The organism is Streptomyces changchenzhani (genome assembly GCF_039766235.1).
GTDB lineage: Bacteria > Actinomycetota > Actinomycetes > Streptomycetales > Streptomycetaceae > Streptomyces.
This window is the reverse complement of sequence record NZ_JBDHNH010000006.1, coordinates 467,322-489,411: the sequence shown is the minus strand read 5'-3', so window position 1 is coordinate 489,411 and position 22,090 is coordinate 467,322. Positions and strand designations below refer to the sequence as shown.

Annotated in this window: 17 protein-coding genes; 14 read left to right on the top strand and 3 right to left on the bottom strand. The window is 71.2% G+C overall.

Annotated elements, in window-relative coordinates; translation table 11 throughout:
• Positions 1-4: 4 nt before the first annotated feature.
• Together ABCR94_RS21825 and ABCR94_RS21820 are read left to right on the top strand one after the other, a co-directional pair.
• On the top strand, positions 5-820 hold the full coding sequence (locus ABCR94_RS21825; protein WP_347121348.1) for a TlyA family RNA methyltransferase: 816 nt from the start codon (positions 5-7) through the stop codon (positions 818-820).
• Positions 817-1,746 carry an NAD kinase gene (locus ABCR94_RS21820; protein WP_347121346.1) on the top strand — a complete coding sequence of 310 codons (930 nt, stop codon included), beginning with the start codon at positions 817-819 and terminating at the stop codon, positions 1,744-1,746. The genes ABCR94_RS21825 and ABCR94_RS21820 overlap by 4 nt, the downstream gene beginning before the upstream one ends.
• 375 nt (positions 1,747-2,121) lie before the next feature.
• Here the strand turns inward: ABCR94_RS21820 and ABCR94_RS21815 are convergent, their stop codons facing one another.
• Positions 2,122-2,493 (bottom strand): FtsX-like permease family protein, encoded by a 372-nt coding sequence (locus ABCR94_RS21815; protein ID WP_347121345.1) that lies wholly within the window; start codon positions 2,491-2,493, stop codon positions 2,122-2,124.
• A 219-nt stretch (positions 2,494-2,712) separates the two neighbouring features.
• Between ABCR94_RS21815 and recN the strand changes: the two genes are divergently transcribed.
• The 3 genes from recN to ABCR94_RS21800 all read left to right on the top strand — a co-directional run bounded on the left by recN (position 2,713) and on the right by ABCR94_RS21800 (position 6,763).
• On the top strand, positions 2,713-4,434 hold the full coding sequence (gene recN / locus ABCR94_RS21810; RefSeq protein ID WP_347121405.1) for a DNA repair protein RecN: 1,722 nt from the start codon (positions 2,713-2,715) through the stop codon (positions 4,432-4,434).
• 302 nt (positions 4,435-4,736) lie between these two features.
• Positions 4,737-5,489, top strand: a complete 753-nt coding sequence (locus ABCR94_RS21805; RefSeq protein WP_347121343.1) for a hypothetical protein — start codon at positions 4,737-4,739, stop codon at positions 5,487-5,489.
• A gap of 167 nt (positions 5,490-5,656) precedes the next feature.
• Positions 5,657-6,763 carry a glycosyltransferase family 4 protein gene (locus ABCR94_RS21800; protein WP_347121342.1) on the top strand — a complete coding sequence of 369 codons (1,107 nt, stop codon included), beginning with the start codon at positions 5,657-5,659 and terminating at the stop codon, positions 6,761-6,763.
• Positions 6,764-6,964: 201 nt separating this feature from the next.
• Here the strand turns inward: ABCR94_RS21800 and ABCR94_RS21795 are convergent, their stop codons facing one another.
• Entirely contained in the window at positions 6,965-8,593 is a 1,629-nt protein-coding gene (locus ABCR94_RS21795) for a PucR family transcriptional regulator (protein WP_347121340.1), read from the bottom strand.
• A 170-nt stretch (positions 8,594-8,763) separates the two neighbouring features.
• Positions 8,764-10,566, bottom strand: a complete 1,803-nt coding sequence (locus ABCR94_RS21790) for a glycoside hydrolase family 15 protein (protein ID WP_347121338.1) — start codon at positions 10,564-10,566, stop codon at positions 8,764-8,766.
• A gap of 395 nt (positions 10,567-10,961) precedes the next feature.
• On the opposite strand from ABCR94_RS21790, the gene pyrG reads away from it, so the two are divergent.
• The 9 genes from pyrG to ABCR94_RS21745 all read left to right on the top strand — a co-directional run bounded on the left by pyrG (position 10,962) and on the right by ABCR94_RS21745 (position 22,064).
• A complete protein-coding gene (gene pyrG, locus ABCR94_RS21785; protein ID WP_347121337.1) occupies positions 10,962-12,620 on the top strand; it encodes a CTP synthase in 1,659 nt (552 codons plus the stop codon).
• A gap of 79 nt (positions 12,621-12,699) precedes the next feature.
• Positions 12,700-13,326, top strand: coding sequence for an NUDIX domain-containing protein (locus ABCR94_RS21780; protein ID WP_347121336.1), 627 nt, complete (start codon positions 12,700-12,702; stop codon positions 13,324-13,326).
• Positions 13,327-13,467: 141 nt separating this feature from the next.
• Complete coding sequence (locus ABCR94_RS21775) at positions 13,468-15,504, top strand: tetratricopeptide repeat protein (RefSeq protein ID WP_347121334.1); 2,037 nt, start codon at positions 13,468-13,470, stop codon at positions 15,502-15,504.
• 146 nt (positions 15,505-15,650) lie between these two features.
• Entirely contained in the window at positions 15,651-16,766 is a 1,116-nt protein-coding gene (gene ald, locus ABCR94_RS21770) for an alanine dehydrogenase (RefSeq protein ID WP_347121332.1), read from the top strand.
• Between the two features lie 381 nt (positions 16,767-17,147).
• Complete coding sequence (locus ABCR94_RS21765) at positions 17,148-18,269, top strand: ParA family protein (protein ID WP_347121330.1); 1,122 nt, start codon at positions 17,148-17,150, stop codon at positions 18,267-18,269.
• Positions 18,254-18,847 (top strand): hypothetical protein, encoded by a 594-nt coding sequence (locus tag ABCR94_RS21760; protein WP_347121328.1) that lies wholly within the window; start codon positions 18,254-18,256, stop codon positions 18,845-18,847. Before ABCR94_RS21765 ends, ABCR94_RS21760 begins: the two co-directional genes overlap by 16 nt.
• Positions 18,848-18,907: 60 nt before the next feature.
• Positions 18,908-19,975: a segregation/condensation protein A gene (locus ABCR94_RS21755; protein WP_347121327.1), complete on the top strand. Its 1,068-nt coding sequence runs from the start codon at positions 18,908-18,910 to the stop codon at positions 19,973-19,975.
• Complete coding sequence (gene scpB / locus ABCR94_RS21750; protein WP_347121325.1) at positions 19,972-20,598, top strand: SMC-Scp complex subunit ScpB; 627 nt, start codon at positions 19,972-19,974, stop codon at positions 20,596-20,598. The genes ABCR94_RS21755 and scpB overlap by 4 nt, the downstream gene beginning before the upstream one ends.
• Positions 20,598-22,064, top strand: a complete 1,467-nt coding sequence (locus ABCR94_RS21745) for a pseudouridine synthase (protein ID WP_347121323.1) — start codon at positions 20,598-20,600, stop codon at positions 22,062-22,064. Before scpB ends, ABCR94_RS21745 begins: the two co-directional genes overlap by 1 nt.
• The last annotated feature ends 26 nt before the right edge of the window (positions 22,065-22,090 follow it).

Below are 22,090 nucleotides of genomic sequence, written 5' to 3'. Positions count from 1 at the left end.
GAACGTGGCAGGAGTCGCGCGACGCCGCCTCGACGCCGAGCTGGTCCGCCGGAATCTCGCACGCTCACGGGAGCACGCGACCCAGCTGATCGCCGCAGGGCGGGTGAAGGTGGCCGGCACCACCGCGACCAAGGCCGCCACACAGGTCGAGACGAGTGCCGCCGTCCTGGTGCTCAACGATGACAACGACCCCGACTACGTCTCGCGCGGCGGGCACAAGCTGGCGGGTGCGCTGGAGGCGTTCACTCCGCTGGGGCTGACTGTCGAGGGGCGGCGGGCGCTGGACGCCGGGGCGTCGACCGGCGGATTCACCGATGTGCTCCTGCGGGCCGGGGCCGCTGAGGTCGTCGCGGTCGACGTCGGCTACGGCCAGCTCGCCTGGTCTTTGCAGTCCGATGAACGTGTGACCGTCAAGGACCGTACCAACGTGCGGGAAATGACTCTTGAGATGATCGACGGGAGGGCGGCGGACATCATTGTCGGCGACTTGTCCTTCATCCCTTTGGGGCTGGTGCTTCCGGCGCTCGTGCGATGCGCGGCCCCGGACGCGGACCTGGTCCTGATGGTCAAGCCGCAGTTCGAGGTGGGCAAGGAACGCCTGGGCAGCGGCGGAGTTGTGCGCAGCACCGAGCTGCGCGCGGAGACGGTACGGGCCGTGGCGCGGCGGGCATGGGCGCTCGGACTCGGTGTACGGGGTGTGACCGCGAGCCCGTTGCCGGGGCCCTCGGGAAATGTCGAGTACTTTCTTTGGCTCCGGGCCGGGGCTCCCGAACTGGACCCGGAAGACGTTGACCGTGCAGTGGCGGAGGGGCCGCGTTGACAACGACAACAGCTGGAACAGAAGCATCGGATGCGGCGCGGACCGTCTTCCTGCTGGCGCACACCGGTCGCCCAGCGGCGATCCGCAGCGCCGAACTGGTCGTAACGGGACTGCTGCGCAGCGGAATCGGGGTTCGCGTGCTCGCCGCGGAGGCGGCCGATCTGCCGCTGCCGTCGTCCGTCGAGCTGGTGGCGGAGGCTTCGCCCGGTGTGCTCGACGGCTGTGAACTACTGATCGTCCTGGGCGGGGACGGGACGCTGCTGCGCGGCGCCGAGTTCGCCCGCGCCTCCGGGGTGCCGATGCTCGGTGTCAACCTCGGGCGGGTCGGCTTCCTCGCGGAGGCCGAGCGCGACGACCTCGACAAGGTGGTCGACCGGGTCGTCACGCGCGCGTACGAAGTCGAGGAGCGGATGACTCTCGACGTCATCGTGCACAACAACGGCAGCGTCGTGCACACCGACTGGGCACTCAACGAGGCCGCCGTGCAGAAGGTCTCGCCCGAGCGGATGCTGGAGGTTGTCCTGGAGATCGACGGCCGTCCGGTGACCGGCTTCGGCTGTGACGGCATCGTCTGTGCCACTCCGACCGGCTCCACGGCGTACGCCTTCTCGGCCGGCGGGCCCGTGGTCTGGCCGGAGGTGGAGGCACTGCTGATGGTGCCGATCAGCGCCCATGCGCTGTTCGCCAAGCCCCTGGTGACCTCGCCGGACTCGGTGCTGGCCGTCGAGGTGCAGCCCCATACGCCGCACGGGGTGCTGTGGTGCGACGGGCGCAGGACCGTCGAACTGCCCGCCGGGGCACGGGTGGAGGTCAGGCGGGGCGCCGTGCCCGTACGGCTGGCGCGACTGCACCACGCGTCCTTCACCGACCGGCTCGTCGCCAAGTTCGCCCTGCCCGTGGCGGGTTGGCGCGGCGCGCCCAACTGAGTCCGTGCGGAGCGCGCACCGGGTCACGCAGTCATGCCGTCATGCCGTCGCGTTGACCGTGGTTGTCGCGCGGCGGCGCATCGCGGACCCGACCGGCAGGCCGGTGGCAAGGAGAGTCGGCAGCACTGTGCCGCCGGCGTGTTCGCCGCGCCGATGGCGGCGAAGCCCGCGTACAGACCCGTCCCGAAGTAGTCCAGCCAGACCTCTCCCGTGCTGCCCGCGGAGCCGGTGCGGTGCTCGGGGAGAAGCGCAGGGAGGCCGGCAGAGCGGCGGCCGTGGAGGTCAGCACGGCGACCGCGAGGCAGACCGGCCGCGCGACCCAGCTGCAGTGGAAGTCCACCTGGCGCGGTATCAGCCCGTGGCTTCGCATCCCGTCTAGCCAGCGCCTGGCCAGTGCCGCGCCCAGCGCGAAACCGGTGATGGCCGCGGGCAGCGAAGCGGCAGGGCCTGAACGGCCACGGCACGGCGGACCTGGCGGGGCCGGGCGCCGATCGACCGGACCATCGCGAGCTCGCGATGCTGCTGGACCACGGCCGTGCCCATCGTCGACACGACGACGAAAATCGACATGTAGATGGATCCGATCAGCAGGGCAGTCGCCATCTCGCTCACGCCGGCCGATACGCCGTCGCCGCCCGTCTCGGTGAGCATGGTCGTCGACGCGCTCACCACGGGCGCCGCGAAAAGCGCCGTCACCGCCGTGCCGACGTAGGCGGGGCGGCGGCCACGCAGGGCCGATCGCGCCAATCCCGTACTCAGGAGATTCAGAGTGCCCGGTGGCGGGCGCGGGCACCATGGGGTGATCACCCGGGCCCGGGGTGGGTTTTCCGCACCCTGCGGAGAGCTTCCGGGACCAGGCACGAGGCCGTCCCGAAGCCCTCCCGAGGACTTTCGGGAGGGTGTGGGAGCGGGGGCCGTCGCACACCGGGCACCAGACCTCGTAAGGTCGTGTCCGTGTTGGAGGAGATGCGGATACGGTCGCTGGGCGTTATCGACGATGCTGTCGTCGAGCTGTCACCGGGGTTCACGGCGGTGACCGGCGAGACCGGCGCGGGCAAGACCATGATCGTCACCAGCCTTGGGCTGCTGCTCGGCGGGCGCGCCGACCCGGCGCTGGTACGGGTCGGCGCCAAGGCCGCGGTCGTCGAGGGGCGGATCACCATGCCCGCCGACGCGCCCGCCGCGCTGCGGGCCCGGGAGGCCGGCGCCGAACTCGACGACGGGGCGCTGCTGGTCAGCAGGACCGTATCGGCTGAGGGGCGCTCGCGCGCCCACCTCGGCGGGCGTTCCGTGCCGGTGGGGCTGCTCGCCGAACTGGCCGACGACCTCGTCGCCGTGCACGGACAGACCGACCAGCAGGGTCTGCTGCGGCCCGCCCGGCAGCGGCAGGCGCTCGACCGGTACGCGGGTGACGCCGTCGTGGCGCCGCACGTCAAGTACACGGCGGCCCACCGTCGTCTCCGGTCCGTCTCGGCGGAGCTGGAGGAGCTGACCACACTTGCGCGTGAGCGCGCCCAGGAAGCCGATCTGCTCCGTTTCGGGCTTGAGGAGATCAACAACGTCGAGCCGCTGGCCGGCGAGGATGTCGAACTCGCCGCCGAGGCCGAACGGCTGGGCCATGCCGAGGCGCTGGCCTCGGCCGCGACCGTCGCGCACGCCGCGCTGGCCGGCAACCCCGAGGACGCCGAGGACATCGACGCGACCATGCTGGTCGCCGGGGCGCACCGGGCCCTGGACGCCGTACGTTCCCACGACCCGGCGCTCGCCGTCCTCGCCGAACGCATCGGCGAGATCGGCATCCTGCTGGGCGATGTGGCGGGCGAGCTGGCCGGATACGCGGACAACCTCGACGCCGACCCGCTGCGGCTGTCCGCGGTGGAGGAGCGCCGGGCGGCCCTCACCCAGCTCACCCGCAAGTACGGCGAGGATGTCGCCGCCGTCCTGCAGTGGTCCCAGGAGGGCGCCGCACGCCTCACCGACCTGGAGGGCGACGACGACCGGATCGGTGACCTGGCGGCGGAACGCGATGTGCTGCGGGGCGAACTGGCCGGGCTGGCCCAGGCCCTGACCGACGCCCGTACGGAGGCCGCCAAGCGGTTCGCCGACGCCGTCACGGAGGAACTGGCCTCGCTCGCCATGCCGCACGCGCGCGTGTCGATCGACGTCAAGCAGACCGAGGACCCGGAGAACGGGATCGAGGTGGGCGGTCGGCTCGTCGCGTACGGCCCCGCAGGCGTGGACGAGGTCGAGCTGCTGCTCGCCCCGCATCCGGGGACCCTGCCGCGGCCGATCGCCAAGGGCGCGTCGGGCGGTGAGCTTTCGCGGGTGATGCTCGCGGTGGAGGTTGTCTTCGCCGGATCGGACCCCGTGCCGACGTACCTCTTCGACGAGGTCGACGCGGGTGTCGGCGGCAAGGCGGCGGTCGAGGTCGGGCGGCGGCTGGCGAAGCTCGCCAAGTCGGCGCAGGTTGTCGTGGTGACGCACCTGCCGCAGGTCGCGGCCTTCGCCGACCGGCAGTTGCTGGTCGAGAAGACGAGCGACGGATCCGTGACCCGCAGTGGTGTGACCGTGCTGGAGGGCGAGGACCGGGTTCGGGAGCTGTCGCGGATGCTGGCGGGCCAGGAGGACTCGGAGACGGCTCGGGCGCATGCGGAGGAGTTGCTTGCCGCGGCTCGTGCGGACGCGTAGGCCTCTTGCCGGCCGGGCGTGTTGAGTGGGGTGCGTGGTGCGTGGGCGCGTGCGGCGAGTGGAGTGTGTGGTGGGGTGTGTGGTGGGCGCGGGGGCGTGACGCTCCGGGGGCGGCGTTCGGGACTGCATGATTTAGGCGCGCTGCGGGGTTGCCGAAAGACCTCCCGGGGTGAGGCCCACAAATCACGCTTTACGTCCCGAACACCACCCCCTCCGCGTCCCGCCCCCTCACGTCGGTGGGTCTCCGCAGGTCTATTTGGGGGGAGGCCCCGGAGTGAATACGGTCTCTTGGGGGTGGGTGCATGGCAGTGAGGATGTATGGCGTGGGTGGGGCCTTCTTTGCGGGGTTTGGTGCGACGCGCGGTGTCTATCGTGGGCTGCGGCGGTGGCAGCCCGGGGGAGTCGCTCTGGGGGAGCGGACGAATTTCGCCGGGCGTGTTGTCGATCTGTGCGCCGGTCCCGCTGTTGTTGCCGGGTGTGTGGTGGGGGCGGTCTTGGCGGACGTTCCCGGGCGTGCGCGGGGCGCTGTCGTGGTCGCCGTGGTGGGTGCCGGGGTCTGTGGGGCGTACGACGACTTCGTCGGGGCCGGGGACCGGCGGCGTGGATTCCGGGCGCATCTGGGGGCGTTGCGGCGCGGCGAGGTGACCAGTGGCGCCGTGAAGCTGTTCGGCGTCGGGGCCGCCGGGCTGATCGCAGGGGCGCTGGTCAGGGAGCGGCTGGTCGACAAGGTCCTTGCGGGGGTGGTGATCGCGGGCACCGCGCATCTCGTGAATCTTGTTGACGTACGACCTGGGCGCGCCGCCGGTGCGGTGTTCGCGCTGGGGGTTCCGGGGCTGCTCGGGCGGGGTACGGGAAGGGCGCTCGCGGCTGCGCCGATGGGCGCCGCGGCGGCGGTTGCCGTCGACGACGTCGAGCAACGCACCATGCTCGGTGACACGGGCGCCCATGCGCTCGGCGCGGCGCTCGGCGTCGCCGTCGCCGCCGGCCGGGGCAGGACCGGGCTTGTCGTCCACGCGGCAGCTCTGATCGCGGCTGCGGCCCACGGGGACCGCTGACGCCCTACGATCACCCATGTGAGTGATCCCCGTGCCGCCGTTGCGGCTCCGGGTACGGATTCGGTCCTTCCGCGGTGCCGGAACGCGCGTGCGGACTGGCATTCTTGGCGCAGTACGTCACACCCCCCTTTCCACTGTCCGACGCCCACTCAGGAGCTCCGACCACCGTGAGCAGCACCCCGCCGATTCCGCCGTACGGCCAGTCGCCGTTGTGCGCTGTCCAAGTGCTGGGCGGTGGCAGCGCGGGCAGCAGCACGCACGTCAGGTCGCTGGCCGCCGGGCTCGTCGCACGGGGCGTACGGGTCACCGTGTGCGCCCCCGCCGAGCTTGAGCGCACCTATGACTTCGTCGGCGCCGGAGCCAACTTCGTATCCGTGGCCGGGCGCAGCGACCCCGCGGCCGTCGGCACGCTGCGCGCGGCCTGCGTCGGGGCGGACGTCGTGCACGCGCACGGGCTCCACGCCGCCGTGCGGGCCGCGCTGGCGTTGAGGGGGCGGCGCGTTCCCCTGGTCGTCACCTGGCACAGCCGGGCGCACGCCGAGGGCGCGCGCGGGCATTTCGTACGCCTGCTGGAGCGCAGGGCCGCCAAGGCCGCCGCCATCGTGCTCGGGACGTCGTCCGATCTCGTCGACCGGGCCCGCAACCGGGGGGCGCGCGATGCGCGGCTCGCGCCGGTCACCGTGCCCGCGCCACGCCCGCCGGTGAACGCCCACGAGAGCAAGGCGCGTGCCGAACTGGGCGCCGTCGACCGACCGTTGATCATGGCCGTCGGGAGCCTCGTGCGGCACCGGGGATACGGAGCCCTGCTGGACGCGGCCCGTGCGTGGCGCGATCTCGATCCGGTACCGCTGCTGGTCATCGCCGGAGAGGGCCGTGAGCGGGGCGGGCTTCAGCGTCGGATCGAGGCCGAGGCGCTGCCCGTCAGGCTCATCGGGCACCGTGAGGACATTGCCGAGCTGCTGGCCGTCGCCGACATCGCGGTGTTGTCCAGCCGGTGGGAGGCGCGTTCCGTCCTCGCGCAGGAGGCTCTGCGGGCGGGTGTGCCGCTGGTCGCCACGGCGGTCGGCGGGGTGCCCGAGCTGGTGGGTGACGCGGCCGAACTCGTCGCTTACGGGGACACGGAGGCCCTCGCGGGGGCTGTTGTGCGGTTGCTGGCGGATCCCGCGCGGTGCCAGTGGCTCGGGGACGCGGGGCGGGCGCAGGCGGCTACCTGGCCGACCGAGGACGAGACCGTCACGCAGGTGTTGAGCGTGTACGACGAGTTGACGGGCTGATCGGGTGGGGTGCTGATCGGTTGACGAGCTGGTCGGCTGAGGTGCGGTGATGAATGCGCGGCCGTGGAGTGTGCACCCGTACCCGCACCGACGTCAGATCCATCAGCCGCTGCAAACCCTCCGACGTCGGTCTGGGCCGGCCGGCGTGATGGTGCCTGCGCGGCTTGGTTCCCGGCCCACCCGCTTCCGGCCGGGCTGACGCTAAGCCGTGTGCCTGCGGGCCCGTAGCGCCAGGCTCAGGGCCAGGACGGTCTGGGGGTCGTCCAGGTCGGTGCCCAGCAGCTCCGAGATGCGTGCCAGCCGGTTGTAGAGCGTCTGGCGGTTCAGGTGCAGCTCACGTGCCGTTTCCGCCTTGCGCCCCGCGTGTGCGAGATACGTCTGCAGCGTGGGCAGCAACGGCGGGCGTGACGTCCGGTCGTGGTCGCGGAGCGGGCCGATCGCCCGGTCCACGAAGGCCGCCAGGTCCGGGTGCTCGCGCAGGCGCCACAGGAGCAGGTCGATGTCCAGGCGCCGTGCGTCGTACCAGGGCCGCTCGGAGAGACCTTCCGCCGCCGTCGCCGTCTCCGCGGCGTGCCGCAGACCCGCGGACGCCGCCGCCCAGTTGCCCGCGACGCCGACGACCACGACCGGCGGAATGCCGCCCGAGCGCCCGAGGCCGGCCCGCTCCACCCCGGCCCGCAGCGCCGCCGCGACCCGGTCGGCCACCGCGGTGCGTTCGGATTCGGTGCGCAGGCCGAGCAGCAGCGGCACCCGGCCCTCCACGGGACGTACGCCAAGGAGCACCGGCACACCCACCGCCGACAGCTCCTCCAGGACGGCCCGCGCCAGCACCGCCCAGTTGCCCGTCGGCGACAGCTCGGCCGCGAGCCGCATCACCACCGGCAGCAGCGGCCCGTCGCCCGGCTTGAAGCCGAGCACCCTGGCCTGCGCGGGGGCGTCCTCGGCGCTGATGCGCCCCTGCGCCAGGTCCGTCAGGAAGTCGCCGCGCCCGCGGGCCGCGAGCTCCTCCTCCTGGCGCGCCTGCATCAGGACGACCGCGAGAATCCCGGCGGCCCGTTCCGCCGCGATCCGGTGCACGGGCAGGAGAGGGGCGGACACCGCGAGCAGGGCGATCCTGGCCCGTACGGCGCCCGCGCCGTGCCCGCCGCCCGGCACGTCCACCAGCACGCCGTTCGCGGGCGGCCCCTCCTCGCGCGCCTCCCGCTGGCCGCGCAGCCCCTCCCAGACCTGCAACGGGTCGGCGCCCGCGTCACCGGCCCCGGGCCCGGCCGCGTACAGCAGCTGACCGTCCGCCGTCTCCAGGAACACCGGGTTGGCGGTGAAGTCCGCGAGGATACCGAGGACCTGCGGGATACCACCGCCGCCGAGCAGCGCCTGCGTACACCGCAGGTGGACCTCCTCGGCACGCCTCAGCAGTGTGTAGTGCCCGTTGACGATCTCGGTGTGGATCTCTTCGGTCACGGACACGAAGGCCACTTCGCGGTGCAGCTGTACGAGCGGCAGCCCAGCCGCCCGCGCGGTGTCCACGATCGTCGACGGCAGCCGGTTGAAGCGCGGCCCCAGCTCCACCACCAGTGCCGCGATCTGGCGCTCCGCGAGCCTGCGGACGAAGGCGCGCTGCTCGGCGGGGCGGGTCCCGAGGCCGAGGCCGGTCGTGAGCAGCAGTTCGCCGCCCTTGAGGAGCGAGGCGATGTTCGGGACCTCACCGGCGTGCACCCAGCGCACTGTGCGGTTCAGCCGGTCGGCGCCCGCGACGACCTCGGGCAGCCCGCCGTGGAGTCCTGGCAGCTCAAGTGCCCGTTGCACGGTGATGCCGCCCTGAGTGTCCATTCGGCGGACGCTACTCGGGTGCGTGTCCAAGGACCATCACCCCGCGGTCAAGGGGCGGATCCTGCCGCCCCTTGACCCGACAACTCGTCGTCCCCGCGAGGGGTTTGAGCGACCGCCTGCCTCGTGTGGTGTATGTCACGCGGGCGGGTCGCTCCCGGAACCCCGAGGGCTCAGCCGCCGTACGCTCCGCTCGCGGTCAGCCGCAGGGCCGTGTCGATCAGCGGCACATGGCTGAACGCCTGCGGGAAGTTGCCCACCTGGCGCTGCAGCTTGGAGTCCCACTCCTCGGCGAGCAGCCCCAGGTCGTTGCGCAGGTCCAGCAGCTTCTCGAAGAGAATCCGGGCCTCGTCGACCCGGCCGATCATCGCCAGGTCGTCGGCGAGCCAGAACGAACACGCGAGGAAGGCGCCCTCGTCGCCCTCCAGGCCGTCCACCCCCGCGTCGTCACCGGAGGTCGGGTAGCGCAGTACGAAACCGTCCTCCGTGGACAGCTCCCGCTGGATCGCCTCAATGGTGCCGATGACCCGCTTGTCGTCGGGCGGCAGGAAACCCATCTGCGGAATGAGCAGCAGGGAGGCGTCCAGCTCCTTCGAGCCGTAGGACTGGGTGAAGGTGTTGCGCTCCGGGTCGTACCCCTTCTCGCACACATCGCGATGGATGTCGTCGCGCAGATCGCGCCACTTCTCGATCGGGCCGTCCGCGTCGCCCGACTCGATCAGCTTGATCGTGCGGTCGACGGCGACCCAGGCCATCACCTTGGAGTGCACGAAGTGGCGGCGCGGGCCGCGCACCTCCCAGATGCCCTCGTCGGGCTGGTCCCAGTGGTCCTCCAGATAGCGGATCAGCTTGAGCTGGAGCAGCGCGGCGTAGTCGTTGCGCGCCAGGCCCGTCATATGGGCCAGGTGCAGCGCTTCGGTCACCTCGCCGTACACATCCAGCTGCAACTGGCCCGCCGCGCCGTTGCCCACCCGGACCGGACCCGAATTCTCGTACCCCGGCAGCCAGTCCAGCTCGGCCTCGCCCAGCTCCCGCTCGCCCGCGATCCCGTACATGATCTGCAGATTTTCCGGGTCGCCCGCGACCGCGCGCAGCAGCCACTCGCGCCAGGCCCGCGCCTCCTCGCGGTAGCCGGTGCGCAGCAGCGACGACAGGGTGATCGCGGCGTCGCGCAGCCAGGTGTAGCGGTAGTCCCAGTTGCGGGAGCCGCCGATGTCCTCCGGCAGTGAGGTCGTCGGCGCGGCGACGATGCCGCCCGTCGGGGCGTAGGTGAGCGCCTTCAGGGTGATCAGTGAGCGGACCACGGCCTCGCGATAGGGCCCGTGGTACGTACAGTGCTCCACCCAGTCGCGCCAGAATTCGGCCGTGGCCTCCAGCGCGGCCTCGGGCTCGGGCAGCGACGGCGCCTCCTTGTGGGAGGGCTGCCAGCTGATGGTGAAGGCGATCCGGTCACCGGGTGCGACGGTGAAGTCGGAGTACGTCGTGAGGTTCTTGCCGTAGGTCTCGGTGTCCGAATCCAGCCACACCGAGTCGGGTCCTGCGACGGCGACGGTGCGCTCGTCGACCTTGCGGACCCAGGGCACCACACGCCCGTAACTGAAACGCATCCGCAGCGCGGAGCGCATGGGCACCCGGCCGCTGACGCCCTCCACAATCCTGATCAGCTGGGGCGCGCCGTCGCGTGGCGGCATGAAATCGGTCACTCTGACCGTGCCGCGCGGGGTGTCCCACTCCGATTCGAGGATCAGTGAGTCCCCGCGATAGCTGCGGCGGGTCGCCGCAGGTGGTCCGGCGTCGGCCGCGTGCGCCGGGCCGACCCGCCAGAATCCGTGTTCCTCGGTGCCGAGAAGTCCGGCAAATACGGCATGGGAGTCGAAGCGGGGGAGACACAGCCAGTCGACCGAGCCGTCCCTGCAGACCAGCGCCGCTGTCTGCATGTCTCCGATAAGTGCGTAGTCCTCGATGCGCCCGGCCACGTGCAATCTCCAGTCGAACGGCCGCTGCTGCCCCCGTGGGGCACGTGCGGTCAGGGGATCTTCGACGAGCTCGTTCGGTCCCGGGAGCGGGCGGTGATGGTGCCTTCGCCGGCCGGCTCGCAGCGATGTGTCCGAGCAGGATACGACGCACCTCGGTGATCTGCGCGACCGTCTCGGCAACGCGGGTCCGCCGAACGGGTGAGCGGCAGGTGAGAGGCGGGTCGAACGGGGTCCGGCGTGTGGCCGGACGCGTCCTCGCCTCGTCGCTGATACCCTGGTACCCCGTGGACCGGTGGGCAGAGAACCCCCGACCGCAGCGACGGCGCCTCCCGAAATCCCGGGCCGGCTGCCGGTACGCACCCTCACCTCGCGACCACGGGAGCCCCCTCTTGGCGATGCCGCCCAAATCCATGACGACCAAGCACATCTTCGTCACCGGGGGTGTCGCTTCCTCCCTCGGCAAGGGCCTTACGGCTTCCAGTCTGGGCGCGCTGCTCAAGGCGCGGGGCCTTCGGGTCACCATGCAGAAGCTCGACCCCTACCTGAACGTCGACCCCGGCACGATGAACCCCTTCCAGCACGGTGAGGTGTTCGTCACCAACGACGGCGCCGAGACCGACCTGGACATCGGCCACTACGAGCGGTTCCTCGACGTCGACCTCGACGGCTCGGCCAACGTCACCACCGGCCAGGTCTACTCCACGGTCATCGCCAAGGAGCGCCGCGGCGAGTACCTGGGCGACACCGTCCAGGTCATCCCGCACATCACCAACGAGATCAAGCACCGCATCCGGCGCATGGCGACCGACGACGTCGACGTCGTCATCACCGAGGTCGGCGGCACGGTCGGCGACATTGAGTCGCTGCCGTTCCTGGAGACGGTCCGTCAGGTCCGCCACGAGGTCGGCCGCGACAACGTCTTTGTGGTGCACATCTCACTGCTGCCCTACATCGGCCCGGCCGGTGAGCTGAAGACCAAGCCGACCCAGCACTCGGTGGCGGCCCTGCGCGCCATCGGTATCCAGCCGGACGCCATCGTGCTGCGCGCCGACCGTGACGTACCTCTGTCCATCAAGCGCAAGATCTCGCTGATGTGCGACGTCGACGAGTCCGCGGTCGTGGCCTGCAAGGACGCCAAGTCGATCTACGACATTCCCAAGGTGCTGCACACCGAGGGACTGGACGCCTACGTCGTGCGCAAGCTCGACCTGCCGTTCCGTGACGTGGACTGGCGGACCTGGGACGACCTGCTCGACCGCGTCCACAACCCGGACCACGAGATCACCGTGGCGCTCGTCGGCAAGTACATCGACCTGCCCGACGCGTACCTCTCGGTCACCGAGGCGATCCGCGCGGGCGGCTTCGCCAACAAGGCCCGCGTCAAGGTCAAGTGGGTCGCTTCCGACGACTGCAAGACCCCGGCGGGGGCCGCGAAGGAACTCGCCGACGTCGACGCGATCTGCGTGCCCGGCGGATTCGGCGACCGCGGGGTCGACGGCAAGGTCGGCACGATCACCTACGCCCGGGAGAACAAGATCCCGCTGCTCGGCCTGTGCCTGGGTCTGCAGTGCATCGTCATCGAGGCCGCGCGCAACCTCGCGGACATCCCCGACGCCAACTCCACCGAGTTCGACGCCGCCACCGGCCACCCGGTGATCTCCACCATGGAGGAGCAGCTGGCGTACGTCGAGGGCGCGGGGGACCTGGGCGGCACCATGCGCCTGGGCCTGTACCCGGCGAAGCTCGCCGAGGGCTCAATCGTCCGTGAGGCGTACGAGGACCTGCCGTACGTCGAGGAGCGCCACCGCCACCGCTACGAGGTGAACAACGCCTACCGCGCGGAGCTGGAGAAGAAGGCCGGCCTGGTCTTCTCCGGCACCTCCCCGGACAACAAGCTCGTCGAGTACGTCGAGTACCCGCGGGAGATCCACCCCTTCCTGGTCGGCACCCAGGCGCACCCGGAGCTCCGCTCGCGTCCGACGCGCCCGCACCCGCTCTTCGCGGGCCTGGTCAAGGCCGCCGTGGAGCGCAGGACGGGCAAGGCGGGCGAGTAGTCAGCAGGCGATACGGTTCCGGGGTACGGGTCTTTTTGGGAGACCCGTACCCCGGTTTTCGTTTGCTTGGAGGATGTACATGGCCATCGAGGACACTCCCGAGGAGTGGCGGGTCACCGCGACCACCACCCCCTTCACGGGGAACAAGACCAGTGTCCGTACGGACGATGTGGTCATGCCCGGCGGCGCTGTGGTGCGCCGCGACTACCAGGTCCACCCCGGCTCCGTCGCGATTCTCGCCCTCGACGACTCCGGGCGTGTCCTGGTCATCCGTCAGTACCGCCACCCCGTACGCCACAAGCTCTGGGAGATCCCCGCGGGACTGCTCGACGTCCCCGGCGAGAACCCGCTGCACGCGGCGCAGCGCGAGCTCTACGAGGAGGCGCACGTCAAGGCCGAGGACTGGCGGGTGCTGACCGACATCTTCACCACGCCGGGCGGCTGCGACGAGGCGGTACGGATCTTCCTCGCCCGCGATCTCTCCGAGGCCGACGGCGAGCGCTTCGAGGTCGAGGAGGAAGAGGCCGACATGGAGCAGGCCCGCGTTCCGCTCGCGGAGCTCGTACGGGGCGTGTTCGCCGGGGAGTTGCACAACAACTGCCTGGTCGTGGGCGTCCTCGCGCTCACCGCCGTGCTCGGCGGCGAGGGCCTCGACACGCTGCGCCCGGCCGACGCCCCCTGGCCCGCACGACCCTTTGACGCGTAACAGTCTGGTGAAAAAACGCTGATCCGATTGGGGGATCCCCCCGCCGCGCTCAACCCGGTTCGTCACGATGCGTGAACTACGCTCGGAGTTCCCGGCCGCAGTCGCGGCGGGCTTGTGCGCAGGCGGACGGGAGCGTGGCCCGTGACGGATCAGGCGGTGGACACCAGCGGCACGGCGGCGGTTTCCGCGGCAGGATGGGCGACGGGTGAATTCTTCGGCAGACAGCGCGAGCTGAAGGCGCTGCGCGCCGACATCGAGCGTGCCGGTCTCGACACGATCTCCGGCCGCAAGGCACCCCGGGCCCGTGTGCTGCTGATCGCCGGGCGTCCCGGTTCGGGGCGCACCGCCCTCGCCGGATCGCTCGCCGCGAGCCTCGCGGACACCTATCCGGACGGTGCGTTGCGGGCCCGGCTGACCACGCCGGGCGGCGAGCGTGTCCCCACCGAGCGGACCGCCCGTGCGCTGCTCGACGACCTCGGGATCGCGGCGCCGCCGGGGGCCGGCGAGGACGAGCTGTCCGAGATGGTCCGCGAGGCACTCTCCGTACGGCGCACCCTGCTGCTCCTGGACGACGCCGTCGACGCCGAGCAGGTCGATCCGCTGCTGCCCGACAACTCCGACTGCCTGGTCGTCGCCACTTCGCAGGGGCCGCTGACCGGGATCCCCGACGTCCGGCCGTGCAGCATCGGCGGCCTGGAAAGCGGCGCGGCCGTCGAGCTGCTGGCCCGTTTCGCGGGCGCGGTGCGGGTCACCGTCGATCCGACGGCCGCCGCCGCGCTCGCCGAGGAGTGCGGAGGGCAGCCCGCCGCACTGGTACTGGTCGGCGGCTGGCTCGCCGTCCGGCCCAAGTCCTCGGTCGCCGATGTGACGAAGCAGCTGCACGACATGCCCTTCGACAGGGCTCAGCCCACCGGGAGCAGGCCGCTGGCCCGCTCCTTCCGGTTCGTGTACGAGTCCCTGCCGCAGACGGCCGCGCGGATACTGCGCCTGCTCGCCCTCGCGCCCGCCGGCCTCGCCGACGCACACACCGCGTCCGCCCTGGCTGGCTGCTCGGTCTCGGCGGCCCAGTCGACGCTGGACGACTTCGTGGGGCTCGGTCTGCTCAGGCGCGACGGCGTGCTCTACGAGGTGCCGGGCTGTCTGGCGCCCCTGCTGCGCGCGCTGATGGAGGACCGGGACCGGCCCGCCGAGGTGCAGCTGGCGCGGGCCAGGATGCTGGAGCGGACCGTGCGCCAGCTCCAGTCCTGCCGGGCCACCACCGAGCCCGACGGCTCGCCGGCCCGCAAGAAGATGGCCGGGCTGCCGCGCGCGTTGCGCTTCCCCAACGCCTTCGCCGCTTCCGAGTGGCTGCGGATCCGCCAGGACGCGCTGCTCGCCTCGGCCCGGATCGCGGTTGAGGACGGCGAGCTCGACACCCTGGCGCGCCGGCTCGTCGCCGCCCTGGTGCGGGCGCTGGCGGCGCACCGGGGCACCGAGGCCGCGGCCCCCGAGCTGTACGGGCTGCACCGGCTCGTACTCGCCGTGGCCGAGCGGTGCTCGCTGCACCGGGAGCAGGCCGCCGCGCTGCTCAACCTCGCCGACCTGGACGCGCAGACCGGACGTACGCGGGACGCGCTGGTGCGCTACCGGGCGGCATTGGACGCGGGACGGGCGGCCGCCGATCCGTATGCGACGGCCCGCGCGATGGAATCCGTAGGCGGGGCGTACCAGGACCTGGGGGACTGGCCCCGGGGTGCGGACTGGTACGGCCGGGCGCTCGCGCAGCGGCTCGCACGCGGGGAGCACGAGGACGCCGCGCGGCTGTACGGGCGACTGGGCACCGTGCACACCTATGCGGGGCGGTACGGCGAGGCGCTGCGCGACTGGCGGGCCGCCGCCTCCGGGCACCGCAGGCTCGGTGATCTCGCGGGCTACGCAAGGGCGTTGAGCGAGGTGGCCCGGGTGCAGGAGTACGCGGGGCGTCCCGAGGAATCGATGCGTACCTGTCAGGAAGCCGTCGAGTGGGCGCGGCAGGCCGGTGAGGTGCGGCTTCGGGCCGCGCTGCAGCTGCGGCTGGCGGACACGCTCGACCGGCTCGGCGACCCGGCAGCTGCCCGGCTGCACAGGAGCGCTGCGGAAACCTTGCTCGAAGAAGGGGGTTCTACCTGCGAAATCCGTAGCAGTTCGGCGAGAGATTGATGCTTTGTAAGGCTAGACAGCAAGAAATCCTTCATTAGACTGGCTCCGCCGTGTGTTGCTGCGGTGTACCCCGGACGTGCCCTACGTATCTGGGTATGTGTGGCATTGACCGAATAAATCCCCTGAGCCAAGGACCGTGATCCATCGTGCTGGTCGGCATCCCCCGCGAGGTCAAGAACAACGAGTTCCGGGTGGCCATCACCCCCGCCGGAGTGCACGAGCTCGTGCGCCACGGTCATCAGGTGGTCATTGAGCAGAACGCCGGTGCCGGCTCCTCGATCACGGACGCCGAGTACGTCGCCGCCGGTGCGCGGATCCTGGCCACCGCCGACGAGGTCTGGGCTGCCGCCGAGCTGCTCCTGAAGGTCAAGGAGCCGATCGCCGAGGAGTACCACCGTCTCCGCAAGGACCAGACGCTCTTCACCTACCTGCATCTCGCCGCGGGCCGTGCCGTCACGGACGCCCTGCTGGAGTCCGGCACCACCGCCATCGCGTACGAGACCGTGGAGACCGCGAACCGCGCGCTGCCGCTGCTCGCCCCGATGTCCGAGGTCGCGGGCCGGCTGGCCCCGCAGGTCGGCGCGTACCACCTGATGCGCTCGGTCGGCGGCCGCGGTGTGCTGCCCGGCGGCGTCCCCGGTACGGCCGCGGGCAAGGCCGTCGTTATCGGCGGCGGTGTCTCCGGCTGGAGTGCCACGCAGATCGCCGTCGGCATGGGCTTCCACGTGACCCTGCTCGACCGTGACGTCAACAAGCTGCGCGAGGCCGACAAGATCTTCGGCACCAAGGTGCAGACCATCGTCTCGAACGCGTTCGAACTGGAGAAGGCCGTCGTCGAGGCGGACCTCGTCATCGGCGCCGTGCTCATCCCCGGCGCGAAGGCCCCGAAGCTCGTCACGAACGAGCTTGTCGCCAAGATGAAGCCCGGAAGTGTCCTTGTCGACATTGCGATTGATCAGGGTGGCTGCTTCGAGGACTCGCACCCGACCACGCACGCCGAGCCGACCTTCATGGTCCACAACTCGGTCTTCTACTGCGTCGCGAACATGCCGGGTGCAGTTCCCAACACTTCGACGTACGCGCTGACCAACGCCACGCTGCCGTACATCGTGGAGCTCGCGAACCGCGGCTGGGTCGAGGCGCTGCGTCGCGACCCGGCGCTCGCCAAGGGCCTCAACACCCATGACAGCCAGGTCATTTACCGTGAGGTGGCCGAGGCCCACGGCCTGCCGCACGTCGAACTGAGCACGCTCCTCGGCTGACCGGTCAACCCGGTTCGTCAACCTCGCGCATCCGGCCGGACCTTGCCGTGCAAGGGCCGGCCGGAGGTGTATTCGACGACTTCTGTGGACACGGTCAACTAGCCTTGAACGTAACGCTTGACCCGTTTCGCGCACCCGCGAAACGCGCGGGTCGAGCCCCTGTTTCGCGCCCCCGCACCCTTGACAGAGGGGTGTTCGGTTGCCGACACAGCGGGCCGGGTCCGGCGGATTGTGTTGCTGCGGACCGGTGACACGCCATAGAGTCGCCAACCGTCGGCATGGTGCAACGCTGACCTATCGATAAGTTTCCTGGTCACGTCCAAGGAGGTAAGACGACTTGTGAATGAGTCGACATTTACTCCCGGGGGTGGTCAGCCAGGAATGCCTGCACGGGGCCAGGGCCCATCGGGGCTCGAGGCTGTCGGCTCCGTCGCTGTCCGCACCTTCGCCAACCATCAGCACATGACGACAGCCCACCAGAGCATGGACGGCCTACACGTGAACGCCATGGCCGGCGACCAGAGTGGCGACAAATCCACCACACGCTTCGCCGATTTCGACGAGGTGCCCGAAGGGCACTTCTACGATCCCGATGCCGAATACGAACCCGACCCCGAGTACGCGGCCACCCTCGCCCCCGACGCTGCCCGTCAGCGCCGCGAGCGCATCGGCCCGACCGGACGGCCGCTGCCGTACTTCCCGATCCCCGGTCCGCTGACCTCTCACGGTCCCGCGCAGATCATCGCCATGTGCAACCAGAAGGGCGGCGTCGGCAAGACGACGTCGACCATCAATCTGGGTGCGGCTCTCGCGGAGTACGGACGACGGGTGCTGCTGGTCGACTTCGACCCGCAGGGCGCCCTGTCGGTCGGTCTCGGCGTGAACCCGATGGAGCTCGACCTCACGGTCTACAACCTGCTCATGGAGCGGGGAATGTCGGCCGACGACGTGCTCCTGAAGACCGCGGTGCCCAACATGGACCTGCTGCCGAGCAATATCGACCTCTCGGCCGCCGAGGTTCAGCTGGTGAGCGAGGTGGCTCGCGAGTCCACGCTCCAGCGGGCGCTCAAGCCGCTGATGGCCGACTACGACTACATCGTGATCGACTGTCAGCCCTCACTCGGCCTGCTCACCGTCAACGCGCTGACGGCCGCTCACCGGGTGATCGTGCCGCTGGAGTGCGAGTTCTTCGCACTGCGCGGTGTGGCGCTGCTCACGGAGACGATCGAGAAGGTCCAGGAGCGGCTCAACCCCGACCTGGAGCTGGACGGCATCCTCGCCACGATGTACGACTCCCGTACGGTCCACAGCCGTGAGGTGCTCGCCCGAGTGGTCGAGGCCTTCGACGAATACGTGTACCACACGGTGATCGGACGGACCGTCCGCTTCCCGGAGACCACGGTCGCCGGTGAGCCGATCACGACGTACGCCTCCAATTCGGTCGGTGCGGCCGCTTACCGTCAGCTTGCCAGGGAGGTGCTCGCCCGGTGTCACGCCGAGTGAGTCTGCCGGGCGCCGACGAACTGTTCCGCACGACCGGGGGCATGGCGCTGCAGGGTTCGTCCGCGAGGCGGCCGTCCAACGGTGAGCCGCGGGTGCCGGCGCCGGCGGGGGAGAGCGACTCCGCGGCCGAGCAGTCCGACGCGCCGTCGTCCTCGCCCTCCCGGGCCGGTGGCGGCGCGGAGCACGCGGCGGCCGACGCGGAGTCGGCCGGGCATCGCAGCCGGGCCGCGGACGCCGATCAGGCCGCCGCTCAGGCCCGGCGTCAGCAGGAGAGCCAGCAGCAGGCGCAGCAGCAGCGGTCCGCCGGGCAGCCGTCCGGCGGTCAGCCGCGGCGACGCGGCGGGCGCGGGGCGAACCGGCGGCCGACCGGGCGCGAACGCCACGACGAGAAGATCACGGTCTATGTCTCGGCCGAGGAACTGATGGACCTCGAACACGCGCGGCTGGTACTGCGCGGCGAGCACGGGCTCGCCGTGGACCGCGGGCGGATCGTCCGTGAGGCGGTCGCTGTGGTCCTCGCGGACCTGGAGTCGCGCGGCGACGCGAGCATTCTCGTACGGCGCCTGCGCGGGCGCTGACCGGCCCGGAGGTAGCCTGCGCGCTACCTCTGTCCGTCTCTTCCCGCACTCTGGACCGCGATGTCGCCCACTGACCCCGCCGAGCCCGTCGGCGTCCCCCGCCGCCGTCTGGGGGGCGGTCCTGGCGTGGTCGGTCCGCTCTGTCCGCCGGGGGCGCCGCTCGACGGCGTGACCCCGGGGGCGGATCCGCCCGAGCGGGACGGGCCCGTCGTCCCCGTCGAGCCGGAGCCAGCAGCGCCGACCGCCGGTCCGTCGGCATCCGGAGCGTCCACCGCCGGTCCGCCGGTAGCTGCCGAGCCGGTGGTGCCCGGTCCGGCCGTGCCCGCCGAGCCCGGCGACGGGCGGTTCACCGTTCGGCTGGTGAACTTCGAGGGCCCCTTCGATCTGCTGCTCCAGCTCATCTCGAAGCACAAGCTCGATGTCACCGAGGTCGCGCTGTCGAAGGTCACCGACGAATTCATGGTGCACATCCGTGCCATGGGCCCGGACTGGGACCTCGACCAGACCACCGAGTTCCTTGTCGTCGCCGCCACCCTGCTCGATCTGAAGGCCGCGCGGCTGCTGCCCACCGCCGAGGTGGAGGACGAGGGGGATCTCGCGCTCCTCGAAGCGCGGGACCTGCTGTTCGCGCGACTGCTCCAGTACCGCGCGTACAAGCAGATCGCCGACATCTTCAGTGAGCGTCTGGAGGCCGAGGGCCGCCGCTACCCGCGCACGGTCGGCCTCGAACCGCACCACGCCGCGCTGCTGCCCGACGTCGTCATCAGCATCGGCCCCGACGGCTTCGCCAGGCTCGCAGTGAAGGCGATGCAGCCCAGGGCCGAGCCGCAGGTGTACGTCGACCACATCCACGCCCCGCTGGTCTCCGTGCGGGAACAGGCGGACATGGTCGTCGCGCGGCTGCGGGAACTCGGCGAAGCGAGCTTCGCGACGCTCACCGAGGACGCCCCCGACACCCTCACCATCGTCGCCCGCTTCCTGGCTCTCCTGGAGCTCTACCGGGAGAAGGCCGTCGTCCTGGATCAGGAGGAGGCGCTGGGGGAGCTCATGGTGCGGTGGACGGGCGGGGAGGCTGCGCAGCCCGTGGTGACGGACGAGTTCGACCAACTGGTGGAGGAGAAGGCGTGAGCGAGCCCGGTACGGTCGCGGATCTCGACCTCGGGCCGGCCCTGGAGGCGGTCCTCATGGTCGTCGACGAGCCCGCGACCGAGGAACATCTCGCCAAGGTGCTGGAACGGCCCCGCCGAGCCGTCGCCGACGCGCTGCGCGAGCTGGCCGACGAGTACGCCGAACAGAGGCGCGGCTTCGAGCTGCGGCTGGTCGCCGGCGGGTGGCGGTTCTACACCCGGCCGCAGTACGCGGCGGCGGTCGAGGCCTTCGTGCTCGACGGACAGCACGCCCGGCTCACCCAGGCCGCCCTGGAGACGCTGGCGGTCGTCGCGTACCGCGGTCCGGTCAGTCGATCAAGGGTCTCCGCTGTACGCGGGGTGAACTGCGACGGCGTGATGCGGACCCTCCTCCAGCGGGGTCTGATCGAGGAGGCGGGCGCGGAACCCGAAACAGGTGCGATCCTGTACAGGACGACGAACTACTTTCTGGAGCGGATGGGCCTGCGTGGCCTGGACGAGCTCCCGGAGCTCGCGCCCTTCCTCCCCGAGGCGGATGCGATCGAGGCCGAGACACAAGAGGGTGTGCCGTCGTTCGATCCGGACGCCCCGGACACCGACGCAGACGACAAGACGGATTTTTGATGCAAAGCAGCGGCAGGAACAGCGGAAGCAGCGGCAACGACCGGAGCAAGCGGGGTGCGGGCGGCGGTCGCGACGACAAGCAGGGCCGTATCGACCGCCCCCGCCCGGAGGAGCGCCGCTACGACGTCGGCGGTGCCGGTTCCTCCGACAGTGACAGCCGCAGGGGCGGCGGCAGCGCCGGTGGCGGTGGCCGCGGCGCGGCCCCGCGCAGCGGAGGTGGCGGCCGTGGTGGCGCCCCGTCCGGTGGCGACAGGGGCCGTGGCGCCCCGCAGTCCGGTGGCCGTGGTGGCGCTCCTTCCGGCGGTGGCCGCGGTGGTGCCTCATCCGGTGGCGAGCGGGGTCGCGGCGGCGCTCCGTCCGGCGGCGAGCGTGGTCGCGGCGGTGCTCCCTCCGGTGGCGAGCGAGGCCGTGGCGCCCCGCAGTCCGGTGGTCGTGGTGGCGCCCCGTCCGGTGGCGACAGGGGCCGTGGCGGCCCGCAGTCCGGTGGCCGTGGTGGCGCTCCCTCCGGCGGCAGCCGCAGCGGACCCCAGGCCGGCAGCGGTCGCGGTGCCTCCGCGCGCGGCGGTGCCAAGGGCGGTCCCAAGACCCCGCAGAGCGGCAACCGGATCGGTGGCGGCCCCATTCGCGGCTCCCGCACCACCCCGGCCCGCCCGCGTGAGCTCGACGCCAAGATCGAGGAGCGCAACCGCGAGCGGCACGACAAGCCGCTGGTCCAGACGCCTCGTACGCACCCCGGAGCCGAGCAGGAGGGTGAGCGCCTGCAGAAGGTCCTCGCCCGCGCCGGCATGGGATCGCGCCGCGCCTGCGAGGAGCTGATCGAGCGCCGCCGTGTCGAGGTGAACGGCGAGGTTGTCACCGAGCAGGGCAAGCGCGTCGACGTGCACAAGGACGAGGTCAAGGTCGACGGCCTGACGGTCTCCACCCAGTCGCACCTCTTCTTCGCGCTGAACAAGCCCGCGGGCGTCGTCGCGACAATGGGCGACCCGGACGGCCGCCAGAACCTCGGCGACTACGTCAACAACCGTGAGACGCGTCTCTTCCACGTGGGCCGGCTCGACACCGAGACCGAGGGCATCATCCTGCTCACCAACCACGGCGAGCTGTCCCACCGGTTGACCCACCCGAAGTACGGCGTGAAGAAGACGTACCTCGCCGCGATCCAGGGACCGCTCCCGCGCGACCTGGGCAAGCGCCTCAAGGACGGCATCGAGCTGGAGGACGGGTACGCCCGCGCCGACCACTTCCGTGTCGTCGAGAACGTCGGCAAGAACTACCTGGTCGAGGTGACCCTCCACGAGGGCCGCAAGCACATCGTGCGCCGCATGCTCTCCGAGGCCGGTTTCCCGGTCGAGAAGCTCGTGCGGACGTCCTTCGGGCCGATCCCGCTCGGTGACCAGAAGTCCGGCTGGCTGCGCCGCCTCACCAACACCGAGGTCGGCATGCTGATGAAGGAAGTCGGCCTCTAGAAGGCTGCTGAAAATCTTTTGCGTTC